Annotated in this window: 21 protein-coding genes; 9 read left to right on the top strand and 12 right to left on the bottom strand. The window is 64.5% G+C overall.

Annotated features, from left to right (window positions below):
- Window positions 1-9 precede the first annotated feature (9 nt).
- Both D0T21_RS07815 and D0T21_RS07810 read right to left on the bottom strand, forming a co-directional pair.
- On the bottom strand, window positions 10-2,280 hold the full coding sequence (locus D0T21_RS07815; RefSeq protein ID WP_199538491.1) for a TonB-dependent receptor: 2,271 nt from the start codon (window positions 2,278-2,280) through the stop codon (window positions 10-12).
- 80 nt (window positions 2,281-2,360) lie between these two features.
- Window positions 2,361-2,717, bottom strand: a complete 357-nt coding sequence (locus tag D0T21_RS07810) for a DUF2946 domain-containing protein (protein ID WP_116990768.1) — start codon at window positions 2,715-2,717, stop codon at window positions 2,361-2,363.
- Between the two features lie 88 nt (window positions 2,718-2,805).
- Between D0T21_RS07810 and D0T21_RS07805 the strand changes: the two genes are divergently transcribed.
- Window positions 2,806-4,875 (top strand): TonB-dependent siderophore receptor, encoded by a 2,070-nt coding sequence (locus D0T21_RS07805; RefSeq protein WP_116991054.1) that lies wholly within the window; start codon window positions 2,806-2,808, stop codon window positions 4,873-4,875.
- A gap of 42 nt (window positions 4,876-4,917) precedes the next feature.
- Here the strand turns inward: D0T21_RS07805 and D0T21_RS07800 are convergent, their stop codons facing one another.
- Complete coding sequence (locus D0T21_RS07800; protein ID WP_116990767.1) at window positions 4,918-5,751, bottom strand: transposase; 834 nt, start codon at window positions 5,749-5,751, stop codon at window positions 4,918-4,920.
- A 126-nt stretch (window positions 5,752-5,877) separates the two neighbouring features.
- Complete coding sequence (locus tag D0T21_RS07795; protein ID WP_199538490.1) at window positions 5,878-6,108, bottom strand: hypothetical protein; 231 nt, start codon at window positions 6,106-6,108, stop codon at window positions 5,878-5,880.
- Between the two features lie 169 nt (window positions 6,109-6,277).
- Here D0T21_RS07795 and D0T21_RS07790 point away from each other — a divergent pair, with 169 nt between their 5' ends.
- The gene (locus D0T21_RS07790; protein WP_116990765.1) at window positions 6,278-7,726 is read left to right on the top strand and encodes a SulP family inorganic anion transporter; all 1,449 of its coding nucleotides are present in this window, start codon (window positions 6,278-6,280) and stop codon (window positions 7,724-7,726) included.
- On the opposite strand, the gene D0T21_RS07785 is transcribed toward D0T21_RS07790, so the two are convergent.
- The 8 genes from D0T21_RS07785 to D0T21_RS07750 form a co-directional block, all read right to left on the bottom strand.
- Window positions 7,716-8,168 (bottom strand): DUF29 domain-containing protein, encoded by a 453-nt coding sequence (locus tag D0T21_RS07785; protein WP_116990764.1) that lies wholly within the window; start codon window positions 8,166-8,168, stop codon window positions 7,716-7,718. The genes D0T21_RS07790 and D0T21_RS07785 overlap by 11 nt on opposite strands.
- A gap of 57 nt (window positions 8,169-8,225) precedes the next feature.
- On the bottom strand, window positions 8,226-10,604 hold the full coding sequence (locus D0T21_RS07780) for a hypothetical protein (RefSeq protein WP_116990763.1): 2,379 nt from the start codon (window positions 10,602-10,604) through the stop codon (window positions 8,226-8,228).
- On the bottom strand, window positions 10,601-11,332 hold the full coding sequence (locus D0T21_RS07775; RefSeq protein ID WP_116990762.1) for a hypothetical protein: 732 nt from the start codon (window positions 11,330-11,332) through the stop codon (window positions 10,601-10,603). The genes D0T21_RS07780 and D0T21_RS07775 overlap by 4 nt, the downstream gene beginning before the upstream one ends.
- 61 nt (window positions 11,333-11,393) lie before the next feature.
- The gene (locus tag D0T21_RS07770; RefSeq protein WP_116994319.1) at window positions 11,394-12,833 is read right to left on the bottom strand and encodes a catalase; all 1,440 of its coding nucleotides are present in this window, start codon (window positions 12,831-12,833) and stop codon (window positions 11,394-11,396) included.
- A gap of 76 nt (window positions 12,834-12,909) precedes the next feature.
- The gene (locus D0T21_RS07765; protein WP_116994318.1) at window positions 12,910-14,235 is read right to left on the bottom strand and encodes a chloride channel protein; all 1,326 of its coding nucleotides are present in this window, start codon (window positions 14,233-14,235) and stop codon (window positions 12,910-12,912) included.
- 60 nt (window positions 14,236-14,295) lie between these two features.
- Window positions 14,296-14,820, bottom strand: a complete 525-nt coding sequence (locus D0T21_RS07760; protein WP_116990759.1) for an OmpA family protein — start codon at window positions 14,818-14,820, stop codon at window positions 14,296-14,298.
- Between the two features lie 108 nt (window positions 14,821-14,928).
- The gene (locus D0T21_RS07755; protein ID WP_116990758.1) at window positions 14,929-17,103 is read right to left on the bottom strand and encodes an ATP-dependent helicase; all 2,175 of its coding nucleotides are present in this window, start codon (window positions 17,101-17,103) and stop codon (window positions 14,929-14,931) included.
- A gap of 3 nt (window positions 17,104-17,106) precedes the next feature.
- Window positions 17,107-18,240 carry a LacI family DNA-binding transcriptional regulator gene (locus tag D0T21_RS07750; RefSeq protein ID WP_116990757.1) on the bottom strand — a complete coding sequence of 378 codons (1,134 nt, stop codon included), beginning with the start codon at window positions 18,238-18,240 and terminating at the stop codon, window positions 17,107-17,109.
- A gap of 192 nt (window positions 18,241-18,432) precedes the next feature.
- Between D0T21_RS07750 and D0T21_RS07745 the strand changes: the two genes are divergently transcribed.
- The 7 genes from D0T21_RS07745 (at window position 18,433) to D0T21_RS07715 (ending at window position 25,454) form a co-directional block, all read left to right on the top strand.
- On the top strand, window positions 18,433-19,683 hold the full coding sequence (locus D0T21_RS07745) for an Hsp70 family protein (RefSeq protein ID WP_116990756.1): 1,251 nt from the start codon (window positions 18,433-18,435) through the stop codon (window positions 19,681-19,683).
- 15 nt (window positions 19,684-19,698) lie between these two features.
- Window positions 19,699-20,319 (top strand): PolC-type DNA polymerase III, encoded by a 621-nt coding sequence (locus D0T21_RS07740; RefSeq protein ID WP_116990755.1) that lies wholly within the window; start codon window positions 19,699-19,701, stop codon window positions 20,317-20,319.
- A gap of 55 nt (window positions 20,320-20,374) precedes the next feature.
- A complete protein-coding gene (locus tag D0T21_RS07735) occupies window positions 20,375-20,725 on the top strand; it encodes a hypothetical protein (RefSeq protein WP_116990754.1) in 351 nt (116 codons plus the stop codon).
- Between the two features lie 75 nt (window positions 20,726-20,800).
- Window positions 20,801-22,267 (top strand): hypothetical protein, encoded by a 1,467-nt coding sequence (locus D0T21_RS07730; RefSeq protein ID WP_116990753.1) that lies wholly within the window; start codon window positions 20,801-20,803, stop codon window positions 22,265-22,267.
- A 10-nt stretch (window positions 22,268-22,277) separates the two neighbouring features.
- Window positions 22,278-23,183, top strand: a complete 906-nt coding sequence (locus D0T21_RS07725) for a metal ABC transporter solute-binding protein, Zn/Mn family (RefSeq protein WP_116990752.1) — start codon at window positions 22,278-22,280, stop codon at window positions 23,181-23,183.
- Window positions 23,180-23,962, top strand: a complete 783-nt coding sequence (locus D0T21_RS07720; RefSeq protein WP_116990751.1) for a metal ABC transporter permease — start codon at window positions 23,180-23,182, stop codon at window positions 23,960-23,962. The genes D0T21_RS07725 and D0T21_RS07720 overlap by 4 nt, the downstream gene beginning before the upstream one ends.
- A gap of 106 nt (window positions 23,963-24,068) precedes the next feature.
- Complete coding sequence (locus D0T21_RS07715) at window positions 24,069-25,454, top strand: tetratricopeptide repeat protein (protein WP_116994317.1); 1,386 nt, start codon at window positions 24,069-24,071, stop codon at window positions 25,452-25,454.

Genomic DNA, 25,454 nt, shown 5'->3' with positions numbered 1-25,454 from the left:
TGGACTAGCTTAGAGATCGAACTTCAATTCAGCCACGTAGGTCCGTTGCGGATACGGGTGGAAGTTCCAGTATTTGTAGTTGTTCAGGTTATCGATGCCGATCGCCGCGCTCCACTGGCGGTTGATGCGGTAGCGCGCGCGCACGTCGGTCGTGAAGTATTTGCTGCCGCCCATGTAGGCGAAGCCGTTGACGTCTGTGTTGTCGAGCGTTGAATACTGGTTGCCGCTGTAGCGCGCGGCCAGCGTCAGCGAGAGCCGGTCGTTCACGGCGTAGCTGGCCACGCCGCTGGCGCGCCATTCCGGAATGCGCGGCTGCCACTTGCCCACGCTGGCGGGGAACTTGTCGTTGCGGGCGATCTTCGAATCGGTCCAGGTGACGCTGGAGCTCAACGCCAGTCCGCGCACCCAGACGTCGTCCGCCGTGTAGGCCGCTTCCAGCCCTTTGGTGTTGATGCGGTCGATGTTCTGGATGGTGCTGACCGACGATCCGGCCAGTACGTTGGTCTGCGAGTACAGCGCATCCTTGGTGCGTTCGCCGAAAGCGGTCAGGCGCAGCAGGCCGTTGGCCAGCCTGCGCTCCGCCGTCAGTTCGGTGGTCCAGGATTTTTCCGGCTTCAGGTTTGGATCGTTGTTGATCAAGTCGCCGGCGGCGTTGATGCCGCCCTGGTAAAGCTCGGACACCGTCGGCATGCGCACGGCGCGGCCCAGCGAGGCTTTCAATACCCAGTCGTCGCTGGCCTGGTATGCCAGCGCGGCTTTTGGCGACAGGTAGTTCTCGCTGCGCTCCGGATGCCGCGCCGTCACGCTGCGGTTGGAGGTGGCGCCGTCGTGCGCGTTCCAGCGCTCGTAGCGCATGCCCAGCACCGTCTTCCAGCGCGGCGCGAACTTCCAGCTGTCTTGCGCGTACAGGCTGTTGGTTTCGGTCTTGCCGGTGAAGGCGGAATTGCGGTCGCCGGCTGCGCCGTCTATCCAGTTGCTGGCGGCGTTCTCGATGCTGGACAATTTATAGGCCTCGCGCTGGTAGCCGAATTCCGCCACGTGCGCCGGGTCCGGACGCCATACGCCCCTGGCGGACAAGGTGTTCCAGCCGGTGCCGCCCTGGTTGACGATGCGGCCCGCACCGCCCGCCAGCGCGGCCGGCATTTCGACGGTGGCGGCGCGCAGCTGGTCCTTGTCGTAGTCGTACAGGCTGGCCGCCACTTCCCAGTCGAACACGCCCTTGGTGTTGGACTTGAGGGTCAGGCCGTGCATCACGTGCTGGATATTTTCGTTCGACAGGTTGAAGTCCGTCGGCGCCAGCGTGTAGCTGCGGCCGGCGAAGTTGACTGTGCCGCTGTAGACGGGGCGGCCCGCAGCGTCGCGCAGGTAAGTGTCAGGGCGTCCCTCGGAGTCGTTGCGCCAGACGCCGAAGGTGTAGGTGGCGCGCAGCGTCGGCGAGATATCATAGGCCAGCTTGCCTTTGAACTGGTCCTGCACCGTGTGGTACTGGGTGGCTGTGCCGAGGATGAACCAGTCCTTGTTGCTGCGGTCCAGTCCCGCCACTGCGCCGGTGACGGCGATGCCCGCGTTGCCAGGCTTGCCGGCGCTCGGCGCCCTGGTCGGGAAGGTCAGCGGCTGGCCTTCGCTGTCGGTGCGGTTGACGTCCACAAACCACGACCAGCCGCCCTGGCGGTCGCCCAGCGAGATGCTGGCCTGCTTGCCCTGGTAACTGGTGCTGGTGTTATACAGCTCGAAGGGCTGGTGCGTCAGCGTCAGCTTGGCGTGGGCTTCGAACTTGGTCGGCATGCGGGTCACGTAATCGACCACCGCGCCGACCGAGTTGCCGCCGTAGGCTGCGGAGAAGGGGCCATACAGCACATCGACGCGTTCGATCTGCTCCGGGCTGACCATGCCCCAGCGCGGCGCGAAAGTGGCGCCGTTGCCCAGGTAGTTGGACAGCAGGATGCCGTCGGCGTACACCATCGAGCGCGCGCTGTTGCCGGTGCCGGAGGCGCGGGTGGACAGCACGGCGTGGTTGTAGTCGCCGATGTAGCGCTTGCGCACCAACAGGCTGGGGAGGTATTTCAACGCGTCTTCGGCATCGGTGGCGTTGATGGTGCGTTCGATTTCGGCCTGGGTGATGCCTTCGATCGTGGTCGGGATCTGGGTCGGCAGCGACGTCGGACGGTTGCCGGTGATGGTCACGGTGCCCAGTTGATGGACGGGCGCGTCCTGCGCGCAGGCGAAGGTGGAGAAGGCGGCAAACAGCGCCAGCGCCAGTGGGGACATGGTCGGTTTCATGGTGTTCCTGATGTTGGGATGATGACCGCCGCCTGCGCGCGCACGGGGGCGCGGCTGGCGGCAGCGGGTACGACAGACGATCAGGAACGTGCGGGCGGTCCGCGCGGTTTGGCGGCGCTCCAGCTATGCAGGGGCCTTGGTGCACTGTAGAACAGCGGCGGGTAGTAGTCATGGCCGCCGACGACGGCGAAACTGGCCACGGTTTGCGGCAGCAATGCGAAACTGCCGCCGTGCGTGACACAATACGCACAGTGCTCCATGACCTTGCTGGCCGGGGAGGGGGACTTCTTGGCGGTGTCGACCGAGCAGATTTCGGCGTAGCCATACGGCGAGGCCGGCGTCAGCGCGCGCGAAACCGTCGGCGCAAGCGCACTGAACAGGATGGCCAGCATGGCGATCCAGATGTGCAGCGTTCGACGTTTCGCAAGTTTGAACATGGCGGCAATTATAACAAATACTCTCGCTTACATTTGAGAATGAGAAGTGTTATCATTTACCTTGTTGATACACCACCGCACCTACACCATGCCGCTGACCACCATCCCGTTTAAACCTACCCTGATCGCCGTTGCCGCCTCCTTGCTGGCCATGCCCACCCACGCGCAGGAGGCTGCAGCACCGATAGAGTCGATCCAGGTGGCAGGCAGCTGGCTGGGCTCGGGCTTGCAGAATAGCGTCAAGAACTTCGCCGGCGCCCGCACCGTGCTGAAGAAGGAGGACATCGACAACAGCGGCGCCGCCGACATCGGCGATGTGATGCGCCGCATTCCGGGCGTGCAGTCCACCGACAATTCCGGCACCGCCGGCAGCGCCATCTCGCTCAACATCGGCGTGCGCGGCCTGACGGGGCGCTACTCGCCGCGCTCGACGGTGCTGCTGGACGGTATCCCGCTGGCGGTGGCGCCATACGGCCAGCCGCAGCTGTCGTTCGCGCCGGTCAGCCTGAACAACATCGAATCGATCGACGTGGTGCGCGGCGGCGGCGCGGTGCGCTACGGTCCGCAGAACGTCGGCGGCATCATCAACTTCCGCAGCCGTTCGATACCCGATACGCCGGGCGTCAGCGGCGATGCGTCGTTCCGCTACAACGACTTCAACAACGGCGGCCAGAACCGCCAGTACAGCGCCTTCGTCGGCAGCCAGCAGGAGAATGGGCTGGGCGTGGCGGTGCTGTATTCGGGCATGGCCGGCACCGAGTGGCGCGCGGGCAGCGATGAAAAGGTCAACGACCTGGCGCTGAAGTTCCGCTATCAGCTGAATCCGCACAGCGAGCTGAACGCCAAGCTGTCCTACTACGAAGTGAATTCGCGCACGCCGGGCGGGCTGACGGTGGCGCAGTACGACGCCGATCCGTTCCAGAACACGCGGCCTACCGACTATTGGAGTGGAGACCGCCGCAGTGCCGACGTCGGCTACCTGAACACCTTGTCGGCCACGCAGGAATTCGAGGTCAAGGCGTACTACAGCGACAGCTTCCGTCAAAGCGCGTTGATCAACGCGGCCAAGACGCAGCTGACCAGGCAGCCGCGCAACTATGAAGTGCTGGGCATCGAGCCGCGCTACACGCAGCGCTTCGCCACCGGTGGCCTGACGCACGACGTCACGGCCGGCTACCGCTACCTGCGCGAGCGTGGCGACGACAACAACTACATCCAGACCGTGAAGACCGGCGTCAACGGTGCGACGACTACCTTCGTCAACAGCACCGACGCGCACGCCGTGTATGTCGACGACCGCATCGCCCTGGGCGCATGGCGCATCACGCCTGGCTTGCGTTATGAGCACATCAAGTCGGAGCGCCAGGACGTGAGCGCCAAATCGGTCTTCGAGACCGACAACAACAAGGCGCTGCCGTCGCTGAACGTGGCGTATCTGGTGAACCGCGCGTTGACCGTGTTCGCCAACTACACGACGTCGTTCGGGCCGGTGCAGAACACCCAGCTCAACTCGCAGACACCCACCAATCCGCTCAAGCCGGAACTGGCCAAGACGGCGGAGCTGGGCGCGCGCTGGAAGACTGGCGCGGTCAACGCCGAAGTCACCGCCTTCAAGCTCAAGTTTGACAACCAGATCCTGCAAGTGCCGGGCACGACGCCCGCCGTGTTCCGCAACCTGGGCGCGACCAACCACGACGGCATCGAGACGGCGGCCGACTATACCTTCGCCGACGGCGGCGCGCTGGCCGGCCTGAACGTCTACGCGAACTACACCTACACCAAGGCGATCCAGGATTCGGGCGACACGGCGGGGCTGGACGTGCCGTTTTATTCGCGCAACACCGACACGCTGGGCGCGCGCTACCAAGTCGGGGCATGGTCGACCAATCTGTCGACCACGCATCAAAGCAAGCAGTATTCGGACACGGCCAACACCGTGCCGGAAGCGGCGAACGGCAGCAACGGCATGGTGCCGGGCTTCCGTCTGTGGAATGCGCAGTTAAGCTGGAAGATGCCGGGCAAGCCGGGCTATGAGGTGATGGCCGGTATCAACAATATCGCCGACAAGCGCTATTACACGCGCAACGTCGACGGCAACGCCGGCCGCATGGTGGGTTCGCCGCGCATGGCATACCTGCAATTGCGCGCCACCTTCTAAATCCGGGGTCAGGTCCCCCATTTGTGCATGGGCTCGGTCGCATCACTTGACCAGAGCGATGGCGCGGCGTACCGTCGAAACGGAGACTGCGAAGTGGCGCGCGATCGCTGTCAGCGTGTAGGCGTTGCTGGCATAGGCGCGGGCCATTGCCTCATTGCGGTCGGTGTATTTCTCCTGAAACGCCGATAGCGACGGTGCCAGGAGGCTGCGCTGGGTTCTCGAAATGCCGATCATTTCTGCCAATGTATCGGGTGTTTTGAATTGCTCAATAAACTCGCCATCGCCAAGCAGCAGCTGTTTGTGAATCTGACTAGCGGGATTGGGGCAATCAATTCCTGCGTCGACGAATTTTCGATAAGAGTCCGCCGCGCTGGTGAATGTGGTGTCAAAGTGGGCCAGGAGACGATCGACGCAGAGCCATGTTGGAGCCGTAGCTAAGGTCAGAGTTTGGCGGTAGCTACTCCACGGCCAGTCTTGCGCTGTGGTGACCAGTTTTGCTCGGACCGGATTGAGAACGATGTAGCGTGCAACCTCTAATAAATACGTTTCCCGCTGTACCAGGATTGCGCTATATCGCCCCTGAAACACATGCCCGACCAAATCATGCCGGCGATTGAAATACTGGGAGTAGACACCATTCAATTGCCGCATGCCTTGCGACAGATTTCCATCCACTGCCTCTAGCAACAGGTGGAAATGGTTGCCCATTTGGCAGAATGCATAGACAACAAAGTTAAATTGTCTGCACACTTCGCTGAGGGTTTGCTGCCATACGAGGCGGTCCGTGTCGTCTCGGTAGATAGCGGCCTTGCGGTTGCCACGTGTGGTGATGTGGTAGAGCGCGCCGGGAAATTCAATTCTGAGCGGTCTGGTCATTCTTCCGAAGATAACCAGCTATCGCGCGCGGCGATTGAGCAGCATCAAATCGCAGCAATTTAACTGACCCAAGTCTTCGCATACGGTTGGGCTCGTGCGCAAATGGGGGACCTGACCCCGGGTTGATTAGTGCAGTACTCGCGGCGGTGCGGGTTGCATGCTGAAGCCCGTGTAGTCCATGCGCAATGCTGGCGAGATGGCTTCGGCCTGGTCCAGTTTGCGCTGGACCAATTTATGCCAGGCCCGCGCCCAGCGGGCCGCCAGCTGGGATTCCTCCGCCGAACGCGCATACAGCGTTCGCTCCACGGCGATTTTCTGTCTTTGCAGGGCGTAGGTGGCAGATATCAGAGTAGTCATGGTGGCTGTGACGCTGGCTAGGGTTAAATAGTATGCCATGCCATTCTGCCCGGCTCGCCGACGATTGAATGTGCGCCATTTCACCCATAACGACGAGAAATCAAATATGGACGTGTAAAATGCGCGCTCTGTTGCGTTTTCGCATCACTTATAGTCTTATTTTCTTTCCATGTGGACAACTAATCTTTCCAGGAACGTGTTGGCGGGCTTGACCACGTCGTTCGCGCTTGTGCCGGAATGCATCGCTTTCGCCCTGGTTGCGCAGCTGAATCCGCTGGTTGGACTGTACGGGGCTTTTTTCATTTGCACGATCACGGCGGTGTTCGGTGGCCGGCCCGGCATGATTTCCGGCGCTGCCGGATCGATGGCGGTGGTGATCGTGGCGCTGGTCGCCCGGCATGGCGTGCAGTATTTTCTGGCGACGGTCGTGTTGAGTGGGCTCATCATGCTGTTGTTTGGCCTGCTGCGGCTGGGCAAGCTGGTCAGCCTCGTGCCGCATCCGGTGATGCTGGGCTTCGTCAACGGCCTGGCGATCGTGATCGCCTGGTCGCAGTTGCAGCACTTTAAGATAAGCGGGCAGTGGATGCATGGCGATGCGCTGTTGTGGATGTGCGGCCTGGTGGCGCTGACCATGTTGATCGTCTACCTGCTGCCGCGCGTGACCAAGGCGCTGCCGCCGGCGCTGGTCGCCATCGTCGGCGTGGGCCTGGTGGCGCAGTTGCTGCATCTGCCGGCGCGCACGCTGGGCGACATGGCGCATATCGCCGGTGGCCTGCCGGCGTGGCAGATCCCCGTCGTGTCGATGACGATGGAAACCCTGCACATCGTGCTGCCGTATGCCGTGCTGATGGCGCTGGTCGGCCTGCTGGAAACCCTGCTGACGTTTAACCTGACCGACGAAATCACGGAGACGCGCGGTTTGCCGGATCGTGAATGCGTGGCCTTGGGCGCGGCCAATGTGGTGTCCGGCCTGTTCGGCGGCATGGGTGGATGCGCGATGATCGGCCAGACCATGATCAACCTGAGTTCCGGCGGCCGTACGCGGGTGTCCGGCACCGTCGCCGGGATAATGATTTTACTGTTTATATTGTTTCTGTCGCCGCTGATCGAGCGCATTCCGCTGGCGGCGCTGGTGGGCGTGATGTTCGTGGTGGCGCAGCAGACCTTCGCCTGGGGTTCGCTGCGGGTGTTGGGCAAGGTGCCGCGCCATGACGCCTTGCTGATTGTGCTGGTTACCGCCATCACCGTAGCGACAGATCTGGCGGTGGCGGTGTTGTGCGGGATCGTCATCGCGGCGCTCAGCTTCGCCTGGCGCCACGCGCGCGACATCCGCGCCGACGTCGTCCTGGGCGCCGATGGTATCCGTCGCTATACCCCGCATGGCACCTTGTTCTTTGCCTCGATCACGCACTTCAATGACCTGTTCGACGTGCAGGACGATCCGCCAGCGGTGGTGCTGGATTGCCGTCATCTGCGGCTGGTCGATCATTCGGCGGTGGTGGCGGTGTCCACGCTGCATGAGCGGTATGCGAAGGCGGGCAAGGTCTTGCAGGTCCAGCACCTGTCGCAGCGCTGCGAGCAACTGCTGCACCGAGCAGGTGTCGCGATTACGGCGTGAAATACTGATCGAGTATCTGATCGATGGAAAACGGATTTTCTGTCGGAAAGGCAAGGGCCGGCAGGCCGGTTTCGGCAGACGCTAATTTGACGGCGATCGGGTACGCCTGTTGCGCATATTCGGGCAGTGATGCACGCAAGCTCGGGCTGTCTTCCAGCAGCATTGCCAAACGCTCTCGCTGTTCGATCAATGTGGCGCGCCATTTGTTTTGCGGATGCTCAGGCTGGTATCTGCATTTGAGCAGGTGCATGATCAGCACGCGCAGGCGATTCTTCAGCGCTCTTATTTCTCTCTTTTTCATAGCGTCGAGCTCCGCGATCAGGTTCTCCATGTCCAGTTCGGAGAACCTGCGATCCAGCAGCAGTTGGACTTGTGCGTCTATCCACAGCGCCAGATCGTCGTCGTAGCTCGGGTGTTTGCGGGATTGGACCAGGGTTTGCATGGCGCGCCTCCAGATTCGTCAGGCTAATCCTATGCCCGTTCCCGCGTTTGATCCCACTCAATAGAAATACGGTGTCTTGCGCGCCCATTCGTTGTTCTTGTAACGCTTGTGCAGCAGCGTGAAGGCGCTCTTCGACAGGGTCTTGGAATCGGCGTCCAGGCAGCCGCCGCGCGTCGATTGCACCGTTACGTACAGCAGCCACGGCAGTTCCGGATCGTTCGGCACGGCGGTGGCGCGTTGCATGACGAAATCGCCGAGGTAGCCGGTAGCGGTTTTCAGACGGGACAACTGCGCCAGTTCCTGGTCGCGAGCGCCGGCGTTGCCGAGGTCCGGCATTGGCGGCGAGTGTTCGGCCTCGGTGTTTTCGCCGTAGCTTTCGCCTGCTTTGGCCGGCACCTTGCACCACATGTCGGCCAGGGTGTCGTCCGGCGCGCGCGCGGCGATGTCGGCGCTGGAGTAGCTGTACATCGGCGACAAGCCGTATTTCAAGGCGTTCACCAGCATCCAGGAATGGTGCTCGGGCGTGCCCGCCAGCTTGCGGTATTTTTGCATCACCGCCGTCAGCACCGGCGCGTTCTGTTCGACCTGCAGGGCTGCGCTCAACGCTGCTTCGTCCTGGCCCAGCAGGTCGGCGCGCATCCATGTGGAGACGGCGATCTGCACGCGCAAGGCTTTGGGCAGCTTGGTATTCGCGGCCAGCGCGGACAGGTCGGCGGTGGACAGGCCGCTGTTGAGCCAACGGACGCCGTCGGCGGCGATGTCTGTGCGGGCGGCGGCCGAGTTCGCGCCGGCTTCCTCGCTGGCCTTGGACAGCTCGCCGGTATCGGGATCGAGATCGCGGCTCGATGCGCGCAGCAGATAGTTGGCGGCGTCCGCCGGCGACGATGCCACCGCAAAGCGCTCTTGCAGGAACTGGTTGCGCACGCTGGTGGAGTTGTTGGTGGCCAGCGCGGGGCCGGTCAACACGCCATCGGCGATCGAGCGCGCCTTGTCGGCCTGCTTGCTCAAGCGGTAGTGGCGGGTCAGCGCGTAACGCATGGTCAGGTACTCGGGCGTGGTGGCTGGCGCCTGCAGCGCGGCCTTCTCCAGCTCCGGCGTCATCTTCTCGGACAGCAGGACGGCCGCCAGCAGCCACACGCGCGCCTGCGCCTTGTTGCCTTCCTTGGCGTAGCGGTTCCACAGTTCGACCGCGTGCGCGCGCTCCACCTCGCAGCCGGGCTTGGCCTGGTACTCCTGGCATTGCTGGATGGTTTGCATCCAGTCGATAAAGCCTGCGCTGCCGCGCAGGGCGGGGCGGGCGTCGGCCTGCTCGGCGACCGGCGCTTGCAGCATATCGTTGGCCAGCACGCGCCAATCGCCCAGGTGATCGTCCAGGTAGGGATTGGTGCGCGGGTCGTCCAATAGTTTGCTCAGTTCCGCAAAGCGCAGCGATGGCGTCAATCGTGCCTGCATGCTGCGCACGATGGCGCGGCTGGCTTCATGCAGCGACGACAGCTCAGGATTGGCGAGGATATGATCGGCGCTGGCCTGGATGCCGGCCAGCTTCTTCTGCGCCGCCGCCAAACGTGCCGCAGCGGCGGCCGGGCCTTCACGCTTTGCGTCGAGCCGCTCCTGCCAGATCGCCTGTTCCGGATTCGGCCCGGGCACAAACACGGCGGCGCGCGCCTGCGAGCGCAGGCTCAGATACTCGCCCCAATGGCGCAGCGGATGCTTGTCGGTGGCGCCGATTTTGGCGAACAGGCTGCCGCTCAGCGTGTAGTTCTCGCCGTAGAAAGCGGCCGACGCCAGCTGGTACTGCTGCATCTGGCGCCAGTACAGCGCTTCCGTGGCCGGCAGTTCCACAGGCGGTGGAATCACGCGCTTGGTCCCATCGAAGCGATTGCGCTGCGCTTCCGCATCGTCACCGCAGAATTTGAAGACCTGGCGCTGCGTCGTCACCCACGCGTTCAGGCGGGCCGGCGTGGCGTCGCTGCGGCGCGCCAGGTCGTTCAGCGTGGCGGTGGCGAAGGTGTAGCTGCCCAGCGGACAAGTCAGATAACCATTGGCCATGCTGTCGTCGTCCTTGGGCGGGACCGGCGCCTGCTTCAACGCGCCGTTGACGGCCGCCTGCCATGCGCCGTAGACCTTCTTGCCCTCCGACGCATCGACCCAACCGCCGTTACGGCTGCCGATGGCGCGCAGCAGGCCGCCTTGCGGATTCGGCGCCGCTTTCAAGCCGTCGGCGCCGAGCAGCACGCTGCGCCAGGCGGTGTACATGTACATCCGTTCATAGCTCGGCATCACGATGCCCAGCTCACCGCCCTGGTAGCGGTTCAACGCGATATCGGGGCCGCTGCGGTTGACGTAGGAATCCCAGGCGCCGCCGCCGCTGGCGCCGGCGTTGGCGCAGGCCAGCAGTGCCGCAGCGATGGTGAGTGGACGAAGTAGTGTGGTCATGGAGAGCTCCTTGAAAGCGGCGACAGGTCCGCGCCGGCGCGCTTCCACGCGTGGCGGTCGAACCAATAGGTTTTGCGATAGCGGGCCGCGACTTGCGGCGTGAACGGTTCTTGCGGAGAGAATCCCGCGCTGTCCGCGCGACAGCTGGCGTGCAGCGTGGCGGGCGATTGTTCGACGATGGCGCGCATGCTGGCGCTGTCCCGGCCCATGCGGAAGAACATCGGCACCACCTCGTCGGCGGCCAGTCCGTCCAGCCAGGCCGGCGAGCGGCACCACCATGCCAGCGCGGTCACACTCAGTTTGATCTGCGGCGGCAGCGCGCCGCGCAGCTGCTTGACCAGCGAACGATAGAACTCGCGCTGCGAGGGCTTGGCCTCCATATCCAGCTGCACCCAGCCGGAGGTGCTGACGGCGGCCGCATCGAGCAGCGCCCGCACGATCATCGCGCGGCTGGCCTCAATATCCTGCGGCGGATTGACGGTGCTGACTTCCACATGCAACACCGGCGTCACCCGCGTGGCGGCCGGCATCGCGGGCTGGCGCATGCGCGGACGGGTGCGGGCGGTGTCGCCGGTCAGCAGGATATGGCGTTGCAGGACTGCCGCTTCGGGCGTCGACCATGCGGGCAGCAGGGCTTCGTCCCACAGCCAGGCGACGGCCTGCGCGCGGGCGGCGCAGTGGCATAGCAGCAGGGCGCACATGGCCAGGCGGAGTAGAGGGGAGGGCATCGGAAAACGAGGCGACAAGGTGCCCCATTTTACCGATGTTTATTATTTCCGCAAGATTGTTTTATTTGCTTTCAAGCGCGGCGATCGCCGCCGCCACGCCGGCGCCGTAGGCCGGATCGGCCTGGGTGCAGTGGTGGATGTGACGCTCCTGCACCGGCTTCGATACGCCGTGGATGGCGCGTGCCGTGTTCTCGAACAGCAGCTGCTTCTTCTCGGCCGTCAGCAGGCGGAACAGATTGCCTGGCTGCGAGTAGTAGTCGGTGTCGACGCGGTGGTCCCAATGGCCCGCCGCGCCTTCCAGCGACAGCGGCGGTTCGGCGAACTGCGGCTGTTGCACCCATTCGCCGCGGCTGTTCGGCTCAAACGAGGCGGCGGCGCCGTGATTGCCGTCGGTGCGCATGGCGCCGTCGCGGTGGTAGCTGTGGAACGGGCACTTCGGCGCGTTGACCGGAATCGCGTGATGGTTCACGCCCAGGCGGTAGCGGGCCGCGTCGCCATACGAGAACAGGCGCGATTGCAGCATCTTGTCCGGCGAGAAGCTGACGCCCGGGACCACGTTGGCCGGCGAGAAGGCCGACTGCTCGACCTCCGCGAAATAGTTTTCAGGATTGCGGTTCAGTTCCAGCACGCCGACGTCGATCAGCGGGTAGTCCTTGTGCGGCCAGATCTTGGTCAGGTCAAACGGGTTGTACGGCACCTTGGATGCTTCGGCTTCCGGCATGATCTGCACCGCCAGATTCCAGCGCGGGAAGTCCTTGCGTTCGATGGCGTCGAACAGGTCGCGCTGCGAGCTTTCGCGGTCGCGGCCCACCACCTCGGTGGCGTCGGCGTCGCTGAAGTTGGCGATGCCCTGCTGGCAGACGAAGTGGAACTTGACCCAGAAGCGCTCGTTGGCCGGGCTGATGAAGCTGAAGGTGTGGCTGCCGAAGCCGTGCATGTTGCGGTAGCCCTTGGGGATGCCGCGGTCGCTCATGACGATGGTGATCTGGTGCAGGGCTTCCGGCAGCAAGGTCCAGAAGTCCCAGTTGTTTTCGGCGCTGCGCAGGTTGGTCTTGGGATCGCGCTTGACGGCGTGGTTCAGGTCCGGGAACTTGAGCGGATCGCGGAAGAAGAACACCGGCGTGTTGTTGCCGACCACGTCCCAGTTGCCTTGCTCGGTGTAGAACTTGACGGCGAAGCCGCGGATGTCGCGTTCCGCATCGGCGGCGCCGCGCTCGCCGGCCACGGTGGAGAAGCGCATGAAGATATCGGTCTTCTTGCCGATCTCGGAGAACAGCGCCGCGCGGGTGTACTTGCTGATGTCGTGGGTGACGGTGAAGGTGCCGAAAGCGCCGGAGCCTTTGGCGTGCATGCGGCGTTCCGGGATCACCTCGCGCGCGAAGTGGGCCAGCTTTTCCAGGTGCCACACGTCTTGCAGCAACACCGGGCCGTGCGGGCCGGCGGTCTGGGTGTTCTGGTTGTCAACGACCGGTGCGCCGGCTGCCGTGGTCAAGTTCTTCATGAGGTTCCTTCAACAGTTGTTGGGAGTGTATGGAAACTTGCAGCTTAACGAACTACGGCAGCTCGCACAGCTCCCATTAGGGAGAGTGCGCCGGGGGCAAACGTTGTATCTGCACCTGGGCCAGGTTCGCGTACAACGGTGGACTTAAAACGTGAGAAATGGTGCGCGCCACCATCGCGCAAGCCATCAGACTGAGCACCATCGCATGACCGTCGACCATTTCCATGACGATGATAAAGGAGGTCAGCGGCGCTTGCGTGGCTGCCGCAAGAAAGCCTACCATGCCCAGCGCGATCAGCGCGCTCGCCTGCGGATAGTTGAGCAACTGCGCGACATCGTTGCCCAAGGCCGCGCCGATCGCCAGCGACGGCGCGAAGATGCCGGCCGGCGCGCCGGACCAGGCCGTCAGCCAGGTGGCGATGAATTTGAAAAAGAAGAAAATCGCGGGCGAGTGGTCGGAGCCGGCCAGCATGTCGCGCGTATGGCTGTAGCCGCTGCCGAACACGGCGCCGCCGGACAGCAGGCCGATGCCCGCCACCGCCAGGCCGCAAGCGGCGGCAAACAGCACTGGCCGGCGCAGCCGCACCCGGCTGAACCAATCCCGCGAGCTGCCGCTCAACGAGGCCAGCAGCAGGCGCGAGAACAGGCCGCCCGCCAGGCCGCTCAACAGCGTCACAAGCAAGCCGGGCAGCACCAGCGACAGGTCGATGCCCGCAGCATGGATGATGCCGAAGTAAGTGGCGTTGCCGTTGACGGAGACCGCCATCAACCCGGCCAGCACGATGGCCGCCATCAGCAGTCCGCTGCTGCGCTGTTCGGGCGTGCGCGACAGTTCTTCGATGGCGAACATGACACCGGCCAGCGGCGTGTTGAAGGCGGCGGCGATGCCGGCCGCGCCGCCGGCCACCAGCAGGCCATGTGCGGTGACGGCGCTGCGCTCGGGCAGCCAGCGGCGCGCCGCCAGCATGACGCCGGCAGCCACTTGCACCGACGGACCTTCACGGCCCAGCGATAGTCCGGCCAGGAAGCCGGCCGCCGTCAGCGCCACCTTGGCCGCGCTCAGCCGCAGCGAGACAAAAAATCCCAGCTGTTTGGGGGCGACGGCCGGTTCCAGCGCGGCCATCACCTGCGGGATGCCGGAGCCGCCGGCGCCGGCTGCGTAGCGCCGCGTCAGCCAGACGATGGCGGCGGTTGCCAACGGCGTCCATAGCAGGGGTGCCCACCAGTAGTGGCCGCACAGCGCGAGGAACTGGTCGAAGGCATGCTCGGACAGCCAGGTAAAACCGACCACCACCAGACCGGCCGCAGCGGCGAACGCGACCACGAGGCTGCGTGAACCCCAGACGCGCCAGTCGCTGAATTCCTTGCGGAAGGCCCGGCGGATATTGTGTTTGGACTGCATATGTAAAACCCGATGCCCAATGAAAAACGCCCGGCTTGCGGCCGGGCGTTTGAGGAGCGATTACTTGCTTGGGTAGACGATGTCTGCGCGACGGTTCTGTGCGCGGGCTGCGTCGTCGCTGCCGGTGGCTTTTTCTTTGCCGTAGCTGATGGCTTCCATCTGGCCGTCTTTCACGCCTTGTACTTTCAGGGCGGTGATCACGGCTTGAGCGCGCTTCTGGCCCAGGGCCAGGTTGTATTCGGCGCCGCCGCGTTCATCGGTGTTGCCTTCGACTTTGATCGAGACGTTAGGATTGGACGACAGGAATTTGCCGTGATCGGCAACCAGGGCGTTGAATTCAGGCTTGACGGTGTACTTGTCGAAGTCGAAGAAAACGCTGCGGTTCTTGTAGATCGAGCTGTTTGGGTCCAGGTAGGCTGGCAGGGACACGGCGACTGGCTTGGTCACTGCTGGAGCCGGTGCTGGCGCCGGCGCCACTTTGACTGGCTCAGCCGGTGCCGGGGCGACGACTGGGGCTGGGGTGCTGCAAGCGCTCAGAACAGCCAGTGCGCAGGATGCCAGCAAGAATTTTTGTTGTGCTTTCATGGAAATGCTCCCGAATTGGTTTTTGGACATGCATGGGGTGTGAGGCTTGGACACCAGCCGCGAGCGACATTATATAAGGGTTTCCCTCAGAAGAATTAACATACTGCATTATTTTTTTATCCAAGGTGCAAACGGGGCCAGATCCTTGCCCGCTTCGACAAACCAGGCGCGGCGGGTGATGTCGAATTGCGCGCCCAGCGCCTTGACCTGGTCCTTCTCGTGGTAGGTGGCGGTAAGGTACTGGCGCGCCGGCGGCGCCGAGACCGAAGCCGCGGCTGTGGCCTGGTTGCGGGCGATGGCGGCGTCGGCTGCGGCGGCCGATTTCGGCAGGCGCATTTGCGCGATGAAGCCGCTGCGCAGCGCCGCGTCGGTGGGCGAGAGCAGCGTCAGGCGTGCGCGGGCGCGGGTGGCGCCGACGTAGAACAGGTTTTCCTCCTCGGCCTTGGGCTGCGTCGGATGCGGGAATTCGTCCGCTTGCAGGAAGGGCAGGATCACGTGGTCGAATTCCTTGCCCTTGGCGTTGGCCACGCATTCGATCAGCACCGCCTTGCGTTCGCGCTTGCGGCGCACGAAGGCTTCGCGGGCGTTGAGCGCGGCCCAGAACTCGGCCAGCGTGTGGCCGGAGGCGGCCGCCGATTCCAGCAGGCCGGCCACGGATTTGTTGACCACGCCCGCTTCGTAGGGCCGCACGAAGATGCGGCGCGCGGTCGCCACCAGCTTGACGCGCTCGCACACTTCCGCCAGCACCGCCGCCGCCGGCGTGGCCGGGTCGACCCCGGACAGCCAGGCGATGGTGTCGATGACGGCCTTCTTGGTGGCCTGGCTGGCGACGTCGCGGTAGTTCGGCTCATCGCCGTCGCGCCGCTCGTCTTCGATCAGGAACAATTCGCCCAGCAGGGCCGGGTCCTTGATGATCTGCGCCTTGAAGTTGTCCATGCGGCGCGCCGAGAAGCGCATTTCGCTGAACGCGGTCATGGCGTCGACGATGGCGGTGCGCACCTGTTCCGTCTTGACGGCGCCGAAGTCCTTGAGCGCGATCGCCAGCAGGCCGCGCAGGAACAGGATTTCGTCGCGCTGCAGATAGCCGGCCATGGCAGGCGTGCGGTAGTCGATGTCGGCTTCGATCAGGGCGTTCTCGATGGCCATCGATTGATGGCGGTCGCGTATCAGGATGGCGCAGCCGTCGAGCGGATGGCCGTCCGCCTTCCATTGCTGGATCGCGGCGACGGCCTGCTGCGCGCAGCCGGCGCTGTTGTCGTAGTGCGCGTGGCGGATCTGCGTGTGCAGCGGCAGGCTGGACTCCACCGCCTTTTGCTTGAACTCGGCCATCGCGTAGGCCAGGTGCGGGCCGTGGCGGTAGCTGTAGGTCAGCGGGTAGCGCACCAGCTTCGGGTAGTTCTGGGCGAAGCGGCGGTTCAGGTACTCGTCGCTGGCGCCCAGTTTGGCGTGGATCACCTGGTCCTTGTCGCCGGCGCCGACGAAGAAGCATTGCGGCTTGGCGATCAGCGCGTCGAGGATCAGGAAGGCCGCTTCGTTCAGGTCGTGCAGCTCGTCGCACAGCACCAGCCGGTAGTCGGGGAAGTGCTCGGCCAGGCGCGCCCCCCCTTGCAGGTTGCTGGCCAGGTCGTAGGTGGCGTCGAACGGGCCGCGGAACACCGCGCCGGCGCCGCCGTCCAGGCGCAGCGTTTCGTATTCCACCGTGGTCACGTAGTCGGTCATCGGCACGCCCATCAACTCGGCGATTTCCTCGGTGCCCATGTATTCGACGTCGGCGGCCAGCGCCATCGTCGCCTTCAGTTGCAGCTGCACGTCGAGGAACTGGGCCAGCGCGATGCTGTGGGTTTGCAGGTTCAGGCCGTCCAGGCGGCCGGCATAGCGTTCGCTGACGCGGTCGATCGCGGCCAGCGCGTAGTCCTTCAGCTGGCGCGCCTCGGCGCACTGGCGCAGGTAGTCGCCGTCGATGCGGTCCAGTTGCAGGCCGGCGAAATCCTCGAAGGTCAGCACGGCGACCCGGCTGGCCAGCGCATGCGGCACGCCGACGTCGAGCAGGCGCTGGCGCATGACGTCGCGCGCTTCCGGCGTGAAGGTCAGCGCCAGGATCTGTTCCGGCGCCAGCTTGCGCGCCAGCGCCTCGCCGATGCGGATCGCCAGCGTGGTGGTCTTGGCGGCGCCGGCGTTGGCGTCCACCAGCACCACCTTGTGCTGCGCCAGCTGAATGGCGGTCTGCTCGGGAGTCGGGATCAGGCCTTGCGGGGTGAAGCGGGGAGGATTTGCATCGGTCATGCGCTACATTATAGCGGCCGGCACGCGGATGCCGGTGGCGGGCGCCGGCGTCGCGGACGGCGCGGCTGGCTTGGGGCGCAGGCGCGCGGTGGCGCCTTCGATGAACTGGGCGCTGAACACGCGCCGTTCGACCTGGGATTCGCGGCTGTCGATGACGGCGCACAGCAGGCTGGCGGCCGCGCTGGCCATCTTGGGCATGGGCTGGCGCAGCGTGGTCAGGTTGTAGCTCAGCCAGTTGGACGGCTCGACCGCGTCGAAGCCGGCCACCGACAACTGGCCCGGCACGTCGATGCCCAGCTCGTGGCGGGCGCAGTCGAGGCAGCCGATGGCCATGACGTCGCTGCCGCAGATGATGGCGTCGGGCACGCCGCCCATTTGCGCGATCAGCGCTTTCAGGCCGGCGGCGCCGCTCTTGTAATCGTACTCGCCCGGCACCACGACCGGCGGCGGCAGGCCCAGTTCGGCCAGCCGTTCGCAGGCGCCACGGTGGCGCTCGCTGGCGACGCTGGAATCGGCGGTGCCGCCGATGATGCCGAAACGGCGGTGACCGGCGGCAGCCAGCCGCGAGACCAGCATGCGGCCCGCTTCCAGGTGGTCGCAGGTGACGGTGTTGACCGACTGGTCGCGCTGCGTGCGGTTGAACAGCACCAGCGGCATGTGGCGGCGTTCGAATTCGGCCAGGTGTTCATCGGACAGGCGGGCGGCGGCGATCACGCCGTCGACCTGGAATTGCCAGACATCGGCCAGCACGCGGTCGACATCGGACTCGCGCGCCAGCGGGAACAGCAGCACGCGCTTGCCCAGCGTGGTCAGTTGCTGGCTCAGTTCGGCCAGCAGTTCCGGGTAGTAGAGGTTGGCCTGGTTGGTGATCAGCACCGCCACCATGTTGGAGCGGCGCGTGATCAGGCTGCGCGCGGCGGCGTTGGGGATGTAGTCCAGCAGCGCGGCGGCCTTCATCACCCGCGCATGGGTGGACTTGGACACGCTGGCGCCGGGCTTGAAGCAGCGCGATACCGCCGATTGCGACACGCCCGCCACCAGCGCCACGTCATACGAGGTGACGCGGCGGGCTTCACGGGCAATGCTGGCTTTGTGTTCAGTCGCGCAGACTTCGATTGTCGGCTTGGATTTGGTCATCGTCTCGTTACGTGCGTGGTGCTGCTTGCATCTTCGTTAGTTAAACGAGCATAATCAAAATCTTACTCGATAGCAATAATAATCGATTTTCTTTCAAGAAATATTTGGTCGGGTGTGGTCCCGCTGCAATTTTTCCTGAAAGACGGGGTTTTCTGATAAGATAACGCCCCTTTATTCACGTGAAGGGTCGACATGGCCATTGCTTGCGGCGTCGATTTTGGCACGTCAAATTCCACGGTGGGCTGGGTGCGTCCCGGACACCCGGTGATGTTGGGACTGGAAGACGGCAAGACCACCTTGCCGTCGGTGGTTTTCTTCAACGCCGAGGACGAAGAAGTTACCTTCGGACGTGCAGCGCTGGCCGAATATCTTGCCGGCTACGAGGGGCGCCTGATGCGCTCCATGAAGAGTTTGCTCGGGACCAGTCTGATCGACGGTCAGACCGAGGTGGGTGGCCGCGCGCTGCCGTTCCGTTCGCTCCTGGCGCAATTCATCGGCGAAGTGAAACGCCGCGCCGAGCAGTCGGCCGGGCGCCAGTTCACGTCGGCCGTGTTCGGCCGTCCTGTCCATTTCATCGACGACAGCAAGGAAAACGACCAGCTGGCCGAGGATACCCTAGCCGAGGTGGCCCGTTCCGTCGGCTTCAAGGACATCGCCTTCCAGTTCGAGCCGATCGCCGCCGCGTTCGATTACGAGTCGCAGATCACCCGTGAAGAGTTGGTGCTGATCGCCGACATCGGCGGCGGTACCTCGGACTTTTCGCTGGTACGCCTGTCGCCCGAGCGCGCCACCAAGACCGAGCGCCGCGACGACATCCTGGCCAATGGCGGCGTGCACATCGGCGGTACCGATTTCGATAAATACCTGAGCCTGTCGTCCGTGATGCCGCTGCTGGGCTACGGCAGCCGCCTGCGCAACAACAGCGAAGTGCCGTCCAGTTACTTCTTCAACCTGGCGACCTGGCACACCATCAACCAGGCGTACACCAAGAAAATGTGGACCCAGCTGTCCGACCTGCTGCGCGATTCGGCCGAGCAGGAAAAGCTGGGCCGCCTGCAAAAGCTGATCGACCAGCGCGCCGGCCACTGGCTGGCGATGAAGGCGGAGGAGGGCAAGATCGCCCTGTCCGACGCCGCCAAGGTGCAGCTGGAGCTGGACCGCCTGTCGCCGCCGGTGACCCTGGAGCTGGACCGCGCGCAGTTCGACGACGCCATCGGCCACCTGGTCGGCTCGGTCGAGAACACCGTGCTGAGCCTGCTGCGCGACGCCGGTGTGGCGCCTGCCGATGTCGATACGGTATTCTTCACCGGCGGCTCCAGCGGCGTGCGCATGCTGCGCGAGCGCATCGGCGCGCTGGTGCCGTCGGCGCGCAAGGTCGAAGGCGACCTGTTCGGTAGTATCGGCGCCGGCTTGGCGCTGGATGCCGTGCGCAAGTTCGGCTAATTTAAAAGGAACACCATGCTCGACCAACCCATCGTCATGCTCGACTTCGAGACCACCGGCCTGTCGCCCGACATGGGCGACCGCATCACCGAGGTGGCGGCGTTGCGCATCGTCGGCGGCAAGGTGGTCGACCGCTATGTGTCGCTGATTAACTGCAATGTGCGGATACCGTCCTTCATCACCGGCCTGACCGGCATCACGCAGGCCATGGTCGACGGCGCGCCGCCGGTGTCGCAGGTGGTGCCGGAGCTGCTGGACTTTATCGGCAGCGACGCGCTGTCCGCCCACAACGCCAGCTTCGACGATAAATTCCTGCGCGCCGAAGCGGCCCGGCTGGGCCTGACGCCCGGCTATCAATCGCTGGTGTGTTCGCTGAAATTGTCGCGCCGCGTGTTTCCCAAATTGTCGAGCTACAAGCTGGGCAATCTGTCCGGCGAGCTGGGCATCCGCTTCAAGAGCGCGGCCCACCGGGCCGAGTCCGATGCGGAAGTGGCGGCCGAGGTGCTGATCCATATCGGCAAGCACATCGGTTCGACTTACGGCATCGCCGGCGTCGATCCGGGCTTGCTGGTGGCGATCAACAAACTGGCGGCCGCCAAAGTGCACCAATTCCTCGAAAAACAAAAAGGTCGCTGAAAACCGGTGGCTCGCATTACAATACCGGCACTGATGTATCGATAGTTGGTATTTTGTGAACATACGCCGCAACTTCTTTTATGTGCTGCTGTCGCTTCTGCTGGTGTTCTCCCAGCAGATGGGGTACTCGCACGCGCTGTCGCACGCTTCGGCCGCGACCGGCGTGGTGCAGGCCGCCGCGCAGCAGGACGAAGATGCCAGCAGCAGTATCACCAAGCTGGGGCTGGATCACAATTGCGCGCAATGCCTGGCGTTCGCGCAGATCGCCTCGGCCGCCGATACGCATTTCCATTCCTTCCCGCTGGCTGCCAATACTTCGGTAGCCGTCACCCACACGCCTGCGCCGCTCGATTGCCGGCGTACCGTCTGCGGCTTCCGATCGCGAGCGCCGCCCGTCCTGTCCTGATCGCACACCCTTGATCCGTCACCGCTGCCGCTTGCGCAGAGGTGCGGCTTATCGTAGCTATCTACAGGATTTGACATGTTGAAACACAAAGTGATGATGGCCGCCTTGAGCGTGGCCGTGGCGGCCCCGCAGGCCTACGCCGCAGACAAAAAAGAACAGAAGGAACTGGCCGAAATCCGCGCGGAGATCCGCCAGATGAAGGAGGTCTATGAAGCGCGCTTGCAGGCGATGGAGCAGCGCTTGCAACAGGCGCAAGCGGACAACGCCGCCGCCAAGGCGCAGATCGCGGCGATCGGTGCGGGCGCGCCGGCTGTGCCGGCTCCGGCCGCTGGCGCCGCGCCTGCGGTCGCCGCCTATGTCGAAACACCGCCAGCGGCAGCGCCAGCGCCGACCGGCGGCGCCAACCCGGCCAGCAATCTGTTCAACCCGAACATCTCGATGATCCTAGGCGGCACGCTGCAAAACCTGAAACAGGACCCGACCCAGTACCGCCTGCAAGGCTTCGCGCCGAGCGGCGGCGAGGTCGGCCCGGGCAAGCGCGGCTTCAACCTCGGCGAATCCGAGCTGACCATGGCTGCCAACATCGACCCGCAGTTCGCCGGCCAGCTGACCTTCTCGCTGAGCGGCGCGAATGAAGTCAGCGTTGAAGAAGCCTTCGTGCAGACGCGCGGCATGGAGAACGGCCTGAACATCAAGGCCGGCCGCTTCCTGTCGGCTATCGGCTACCTGAACAGCCAGCACGCCCACACCTGGGACTTCGTCGATGCGCCGCTGGCGTATCAAGCCTTCCTCGGCGGCCAGTACAAGCCGGACGGCGTGCAAGCCAAGTGGCTGGCGCCGCTCGACCAGTTCCTGGAAGTCGGCGTGGAGGCCGGCAACGGCACGGCCTTCCCGGGCAACGACCGCAACAAGAACGGCGCCGGCGCCGTCAGCGTGTTCGCCCACCTTGGCGACGACATCGGCGATTCGGCCAGCTACCGCGCGGGCGTGTCCTACCTGCACACTGGCGCAGAGCAACGCGCCTACGAAGACCAGGGCCTGACCAATAGCTTCAGCGGCAAGTCGAATATGTGGATCGCCGACGCCATCTACAAATGGGCGCCGAACGGCAATCCGACCAACACCAACTTCAAGCTGCAGGGCGAGTACTTCCGCCGCAAGGAAAGCGGCACGCTGAACTACGCGGTCGAGACCGACGCGGCGGCCAGCGGCAACTACCGCAGCGTGCAGTCGGGCTGGTATCTGCAAGGCGTCTACCAGTTCATGCCAACCTGGCGCGCGGGCCTGCGTTATGACCGGCTGTCGTCCGGCTCGCAGCGGATCGGCCTGATCGACAGCGGCGCGCTGGCCTGGGCCAACCTGCCCATCCTCGAAGCGTACAACCCGTCGCGCAGCAGTTTCATGATCGACTACAGCCCGTCCGAATTCTCGCGCCTGCGCTTGCAGCTGGCGCGCGACCAGTCCCGTCCGGGTGTCACCGACAACCAGATTTTCCTTCAATACATCATGAGCCTGGGCACGCACGCTGCCCACTCGTTCTAAAGGAGCAGGCATGAAACGCACACTCAAACATCTGCTGGTCGCCGCGGCCTGCGTGGCGGCCACGTCGGCGCACGCCGCCATCAACGTCCTGGCCTGCGAGCCGGAATGGGAAGCGCTGACCAACGAACTCGGCGGCGACAAGGTCAAGGTCTCCAGCGCCACCAACGCGCTGCAAGACCCGCACCGCATCGAAGCGCGGCCGAGCCTGATCGCGCGCACGCGCAACGCCAACCTGCTGGTGTGCACCGGACTGGAGCTGGAAGTGGGCTGGCTGCCGGTGCTGGTCCAGCAATCGGGCAACAGCAAGATCGCCGCCGGCCAGCCGGGCAACTTCGAGGCGGGCGCCTTCGTGCCGCGCCTCGACGTGCCGAACAAGGTCGACCGCAGCGAGGGCGACGTGCACGCCGCCGGCAATCCGCACATCCAGCAGAACCCGCACAATATCGCGCTGGTCGCTGTGGCGCTGGCCAAGCGCCTGGCCGAGCTGGACCCTGCCAACGCCGCCTACTACCAGGCGCGGCAGAAGGACTTCGCGGCGCGCTGGGATGCGGCCATGCTCAAGTGGGAGAAGCAGGCGGCGCCGCTGAAAGGCGTGGCCGTGGTCGAGCACCACAAGAACATGGAGTACCTGATGGGCTGGCTGGGCTTGCACCAGGTCGGCACGCTGGAACCCAAGCCGGGCGTGGAGCCGAGCGCGGCCCATTTGGCCGAGCTGCTGTCGCAATTGCAGCGCGCGCCGGCCAAGATGGTGATACGCGCCGCCTACCAGGATGGCCGCGCCTCGCAATGGCTGTCCGAACACGCCAAGATTCCGGCGGTGGTGCTGCCGTTCTCCGTCGGCGGCGACGACAAGAGCAAAGACTTGTTCGGCCTGTTCGATTCGACTGTGCAACGCTTGATGGATGCAAATAAATGAACGCTGAAGCGCTCGATCTGATGATCATTCTGCCGGCCTTGCTCGCCGGCCTGTTGGTGCTGTTGACCCACGTGCCGCTGGGTGCGCAGGTGCTGAAACGCGGCATCGTCTTTATCGACCTGGCGATCGCGCAGATCGCGGCGCTGGGCGTGATCATCGCCGGCGCCGCCGAGCTCGATCCGCAAAGCTGGGCGGTGCAGGCTGCCGCCGCCGCTGCCGCCGTGCTCGGCGCGCTGCTGCTGACGTGGACTGAAAAACGCTGGCCGGAAGTGCAGGAAGCGCAGATCGGCGTGATGTTCATCCTGGCCGCCACGGCTGGCTTGCTGCTGGTGGCGCACAACCCGCACGGCGGCGAGCATTTGCAGGACTTGTTGGCTGGCCAGATTTTGTGGGTGCGCTACGAACAGCTGTTGTTGCCGGCCGTCGGCACGGTGGTGATCTGCGGGCTGCTGTACTTCCTGCGCGAACGCTTGAGCCGGCTGGGTTTCTACCTGATCTTCGCGCTGGCCGTCACGGCGTCGGTGCAGCTGGTGGGGGTGTACCTGGTGTTCACCAGCCTGATCGTGCCGGGCCTGGCAGTGCGTCACTATGTCGGCAAGAAACGCCTGGTACTGGCCTACCTGATCGGCGCCGCCGGCTACGCAAGCGGACTGGTGTTGTCGACGCTCTACGATTTGCCGTCGGGTGCTTTGATCGTCTGGTGCCTGACGATAATAGCCATTGCCGTCTATGCATTTGGCCCCAAGCCTGACGGTGCGCCTCGCGTTGCCCATCACTAGAAACGATAACATTTCATCATCACTCGTTTGAGCGCGGTCAAACCCGCGCCGGGGCCGCGTTTTACACTTTAACCAACAATGTTGTGGTGTTGGCCAGAGGTGTACCATGAAGAATCAAAGCTCGGCGAGGGCAGGTTACGACACTTTTCTATGGTACCGGGAGGCGGCCGAACGCGGCAATCCTTACGCCCAGTTCAATCTGGGCCTGGTCTATAAAAAGGGGCAGGATGTGGCGCGCGACGAGGTCCGCGCCTTCTACTGGATGTCCAAGGCGGCCCAGCAGGGGCTGGCGTTCGCGCAGAATCACCTGGGCGTGATGTACTTCAACGGCCGTGGCGTCGCCCATAGCGACAAGGAAGCCGTGCGCTGGTTTCGCGCGGCCGCGCTGCAGGGCGAAGTCTCGGCCCAGCAAAATCTCGGACAGATGTACAAGAAGGGCCGGGGCGTGGCGCGCAATGACGAAACCGCCTTGTCGTGGTTTTACCGCGCCTCCGAGCAGGGAGTGGCCAGCGCGCAGACTTTGCTCGGCGAAGCCTATGTGCACGGCCTGGGCGTGCGCCGCAACTATCCGCTGGCCTTGGCCTGGTTCCGCAAGGCGGCGCTGCAGAACGATGCCAGCGCCCAGCTCAATCTCGGTTTTATGTACAAGCACGGCCACGGCGTGGCGCGCAGCGATGGACAGGCGCTGGCCTGGTTCCGGCAAGCCGCGGCGCAGGGTTGCGCCGTCGCCCAGCGGCTGGTGGGCGTGGCCTATGCCGAGGGGCAGGGCGTGGTGGCCGACCAGCTGCGCGCCTACGCCTGGCTGCTGCGGGCGGCGGAACAGGAAGACGCGGACGCGCAATTCAATCTCGGCATCATGCTGGCCAACGGCAAGGGCGTGGACCGCGACGACGAGCTGGCCTTCACCTGGTACCGCCGCGCCGCCGAGTCCGGCCATGTGCTGGCCCAGTACAACCTCGGCGGCATGTACGCGCGCGGGCGTGGCGTGGCGCGCGACGAGCAGCGGGCGCTGGAGTGGTACCGCATGGCGGCCGAGCAGGGCGCGCCGAACGCCCAGTTCAATGTCGGCGTGATGTATGCCAACGGCCACGGCGTGGCCAAGGACGAGGCGCGGGCGGTGGCCTGGTATCGCTGCGCGGCCGAACAGGGCGACGCCAGCGCGCAGAACAATCTAGGTGTGATGTACGCCAACGGCCTAGGCGTGGCGCGTGACGAGGAGCTGGCCGTCAGCTGGTATGGCAAGGCGGCCGAGCAGGGCCATGCATTGGCGCAGTTCAACCTGGGCGGCATGTACGGCAGCGGGCGCGGCGTGGTGCGCGACGATGAAAAATCCTGCATGTGGCTGACGCTGGCCGCCGAGGCCAGCGAACTGGCGGTGGCCAGCAACCGCAAGAAGTCCGACCTGGACCTGACGCCACAGGCGATGGAGGCGGCCACCGAACAGGCGCGCCGCTGGCGGGCCGCCCATGCGACGCAGGCTCGTCCGGCCTGA

Source organism: Duganella sp. BJB476, from assembly GCF_003416895.1.
In the GTDB taxonomy this organism is placed as follows: Bacteria; Pseudomonadota; Gammaproteobacteria; order Burkholderiales; family Burkholderiaceae_D; genus Rugamonas.
Note: the sequence above shows the minus strand (reverse complement) of the source record. Positions and strands in the feature narration are given on the sequence as shown.

What these genes read in the sequence shown, in the direction of transcription:
- D0T21_RS07815 (WP_199538491.1), bottom strand. Translation starts at nt 2,280, where the DNA reads ATGAAACCGACCATGTCCCCACTGGCGCTGGCGCTGTTTGCCGCCTTC.
- D0T21_RS07810 (WP_116990768.1), bottom strand. Translation starts at nt 2,717, where the DNA reads ATGTTCAAACTTGCGAAACGTCGAACGCTGCACATCTGGATCGCCATG.
- D0T21_RS07805 (WP_116991054.1), top strand. Translation starts at nt 2,806, where the DNA reads ATGCCGCTGACCACCATCCCGTTTAAACCTACCCTGATCGCCGTTGCC.
- D0T21_RS07800 (WP_116990767.1), bottom strand. Translation starts at nt 5,751, where the DNA reads ATGACCAGACCGCTCAGAATTGAATTTCCCGGCGCGCTCTACCACATC.
- D0T21_RS07795 (WP_199538490.1), bottom strand. Translation starts at nt 6,108, where the DNA reads ATGACTACTCTGATATCTGCCACCTACGCCCTGCAAAGACAGAAAATC.
- D0T21_RS07790 (WP_116990765.1), top strand. Translation starts at nt 6,278, where the DNA reads ATGTGGACAACTAATCTTTCCAGGAACGTGTTGGCGGGCTTGACCACG.
- D0T21_RS07785 (WP_116990764.1), bottom strand. Translation starts at nt 8,168, where the DNA reads ATGCAAACCCTGGTCCAATCCCGCAAACACCCGAGCTACGACGACGAT.
- D0T21_RS07780 (WP_116990763.1), bottom strand. Translation starts at nt 10,604, where the DNA reads ATGACCACACTACTTCGTCCACTCACCATCGCTGCGGCACTGCTGGCC.
- D0T21_RS07775 (WP_116990762.1), bottom strand. Translation starts at nt 11,332, where the DNA reads ATGCCCTCCCCTCTACTCCGCCTGGCCATGTGCGCCCTGCTGCTATGC.
- D0T21_RS07770 (WP_116994319.1), bottom strand. Translation starts at nt 12,833, where the DNA reads ATGAAGAACTTGACCACGGCAGCCGGCGCACCGGTCGTTGACAACCAG.
- D0T21_RS07765 (WP_116994318.1), bottom strand. Translation starts at nt 14,235, where the DNA reads ATGCAGTCCAAACACAATATCCGCCGGGCCTTCCGCAAGGAATTCAGC.
- D0T21_RS07760 (WP_116990759.1), bottom strand. Translation starts at nt 14,820, where the DNA reads ATGAAAGCACAACAAAAATTCTTGCTGGCATCCTGCGCACTGGCTGTT.
- D0T21_RS07755 (WP_116990758.1), bottom strand. Translation starts at nt 17,103, where the DNA reads ATGACCGATGCAAATCCTCCCCGCTTCACCCCGCAAGGCCTGATCCCG.
- D0T21_RS07750 (WP_116990757.1), bottom strand. Translation starts at nt 18,240, where the DNA reads ATGACCAAATCCAAGCCGACAATCGAAGTCTGCGCGACTGAACACAAA.
- D0T21_RS07745 (WP_116990756.1), top strand. Translation starts at nt 18,433, where the DNA reads ATGGCCATTGCTTGCGGCGTCGATTTTGGCACGTCAAATTCCACGGTG.
- D0T21_RS07740 (WP_116990755.1), top strand. Translation starts at nt 19,699, where the DNA reads ATGCTCGACCAACCCATCGTCATGCTCGACTTCGAGACCACCGGCCTG.
- D0T21_RS07730 (WP_116990753.1), top strand. Translation starts at nt 20,801, where the DNA reads ATGTTGAAACACAAAGTGATGATGGCCGCCTTGAGCGTGGCCGTGGCG.
- D0T21_RS07725 (WP_116990752.1), top strand. Translation starts at nt 22,278, where the DNA reads ATGAAACGCACACTCAAACATCTGCTGGTCGCCGCGGCCTGCGTGGCG.
- D0T21_RS07720 (WP_116990751.1), top strand. Translation starts at nt 23,180, where the DNA reads ATGAACGCTGAAGCGCTCGATCTGATGATCATTCTGCCGGCCTTGCTC.
- D0T21_RS07715 (WP_116994317.1), top strand. Translation starts at nt 24,069, where the DNA reads ATGAAGAATCAAAGCTCGGCGAGGGCAGGTTACGACACTTTTCTATGG.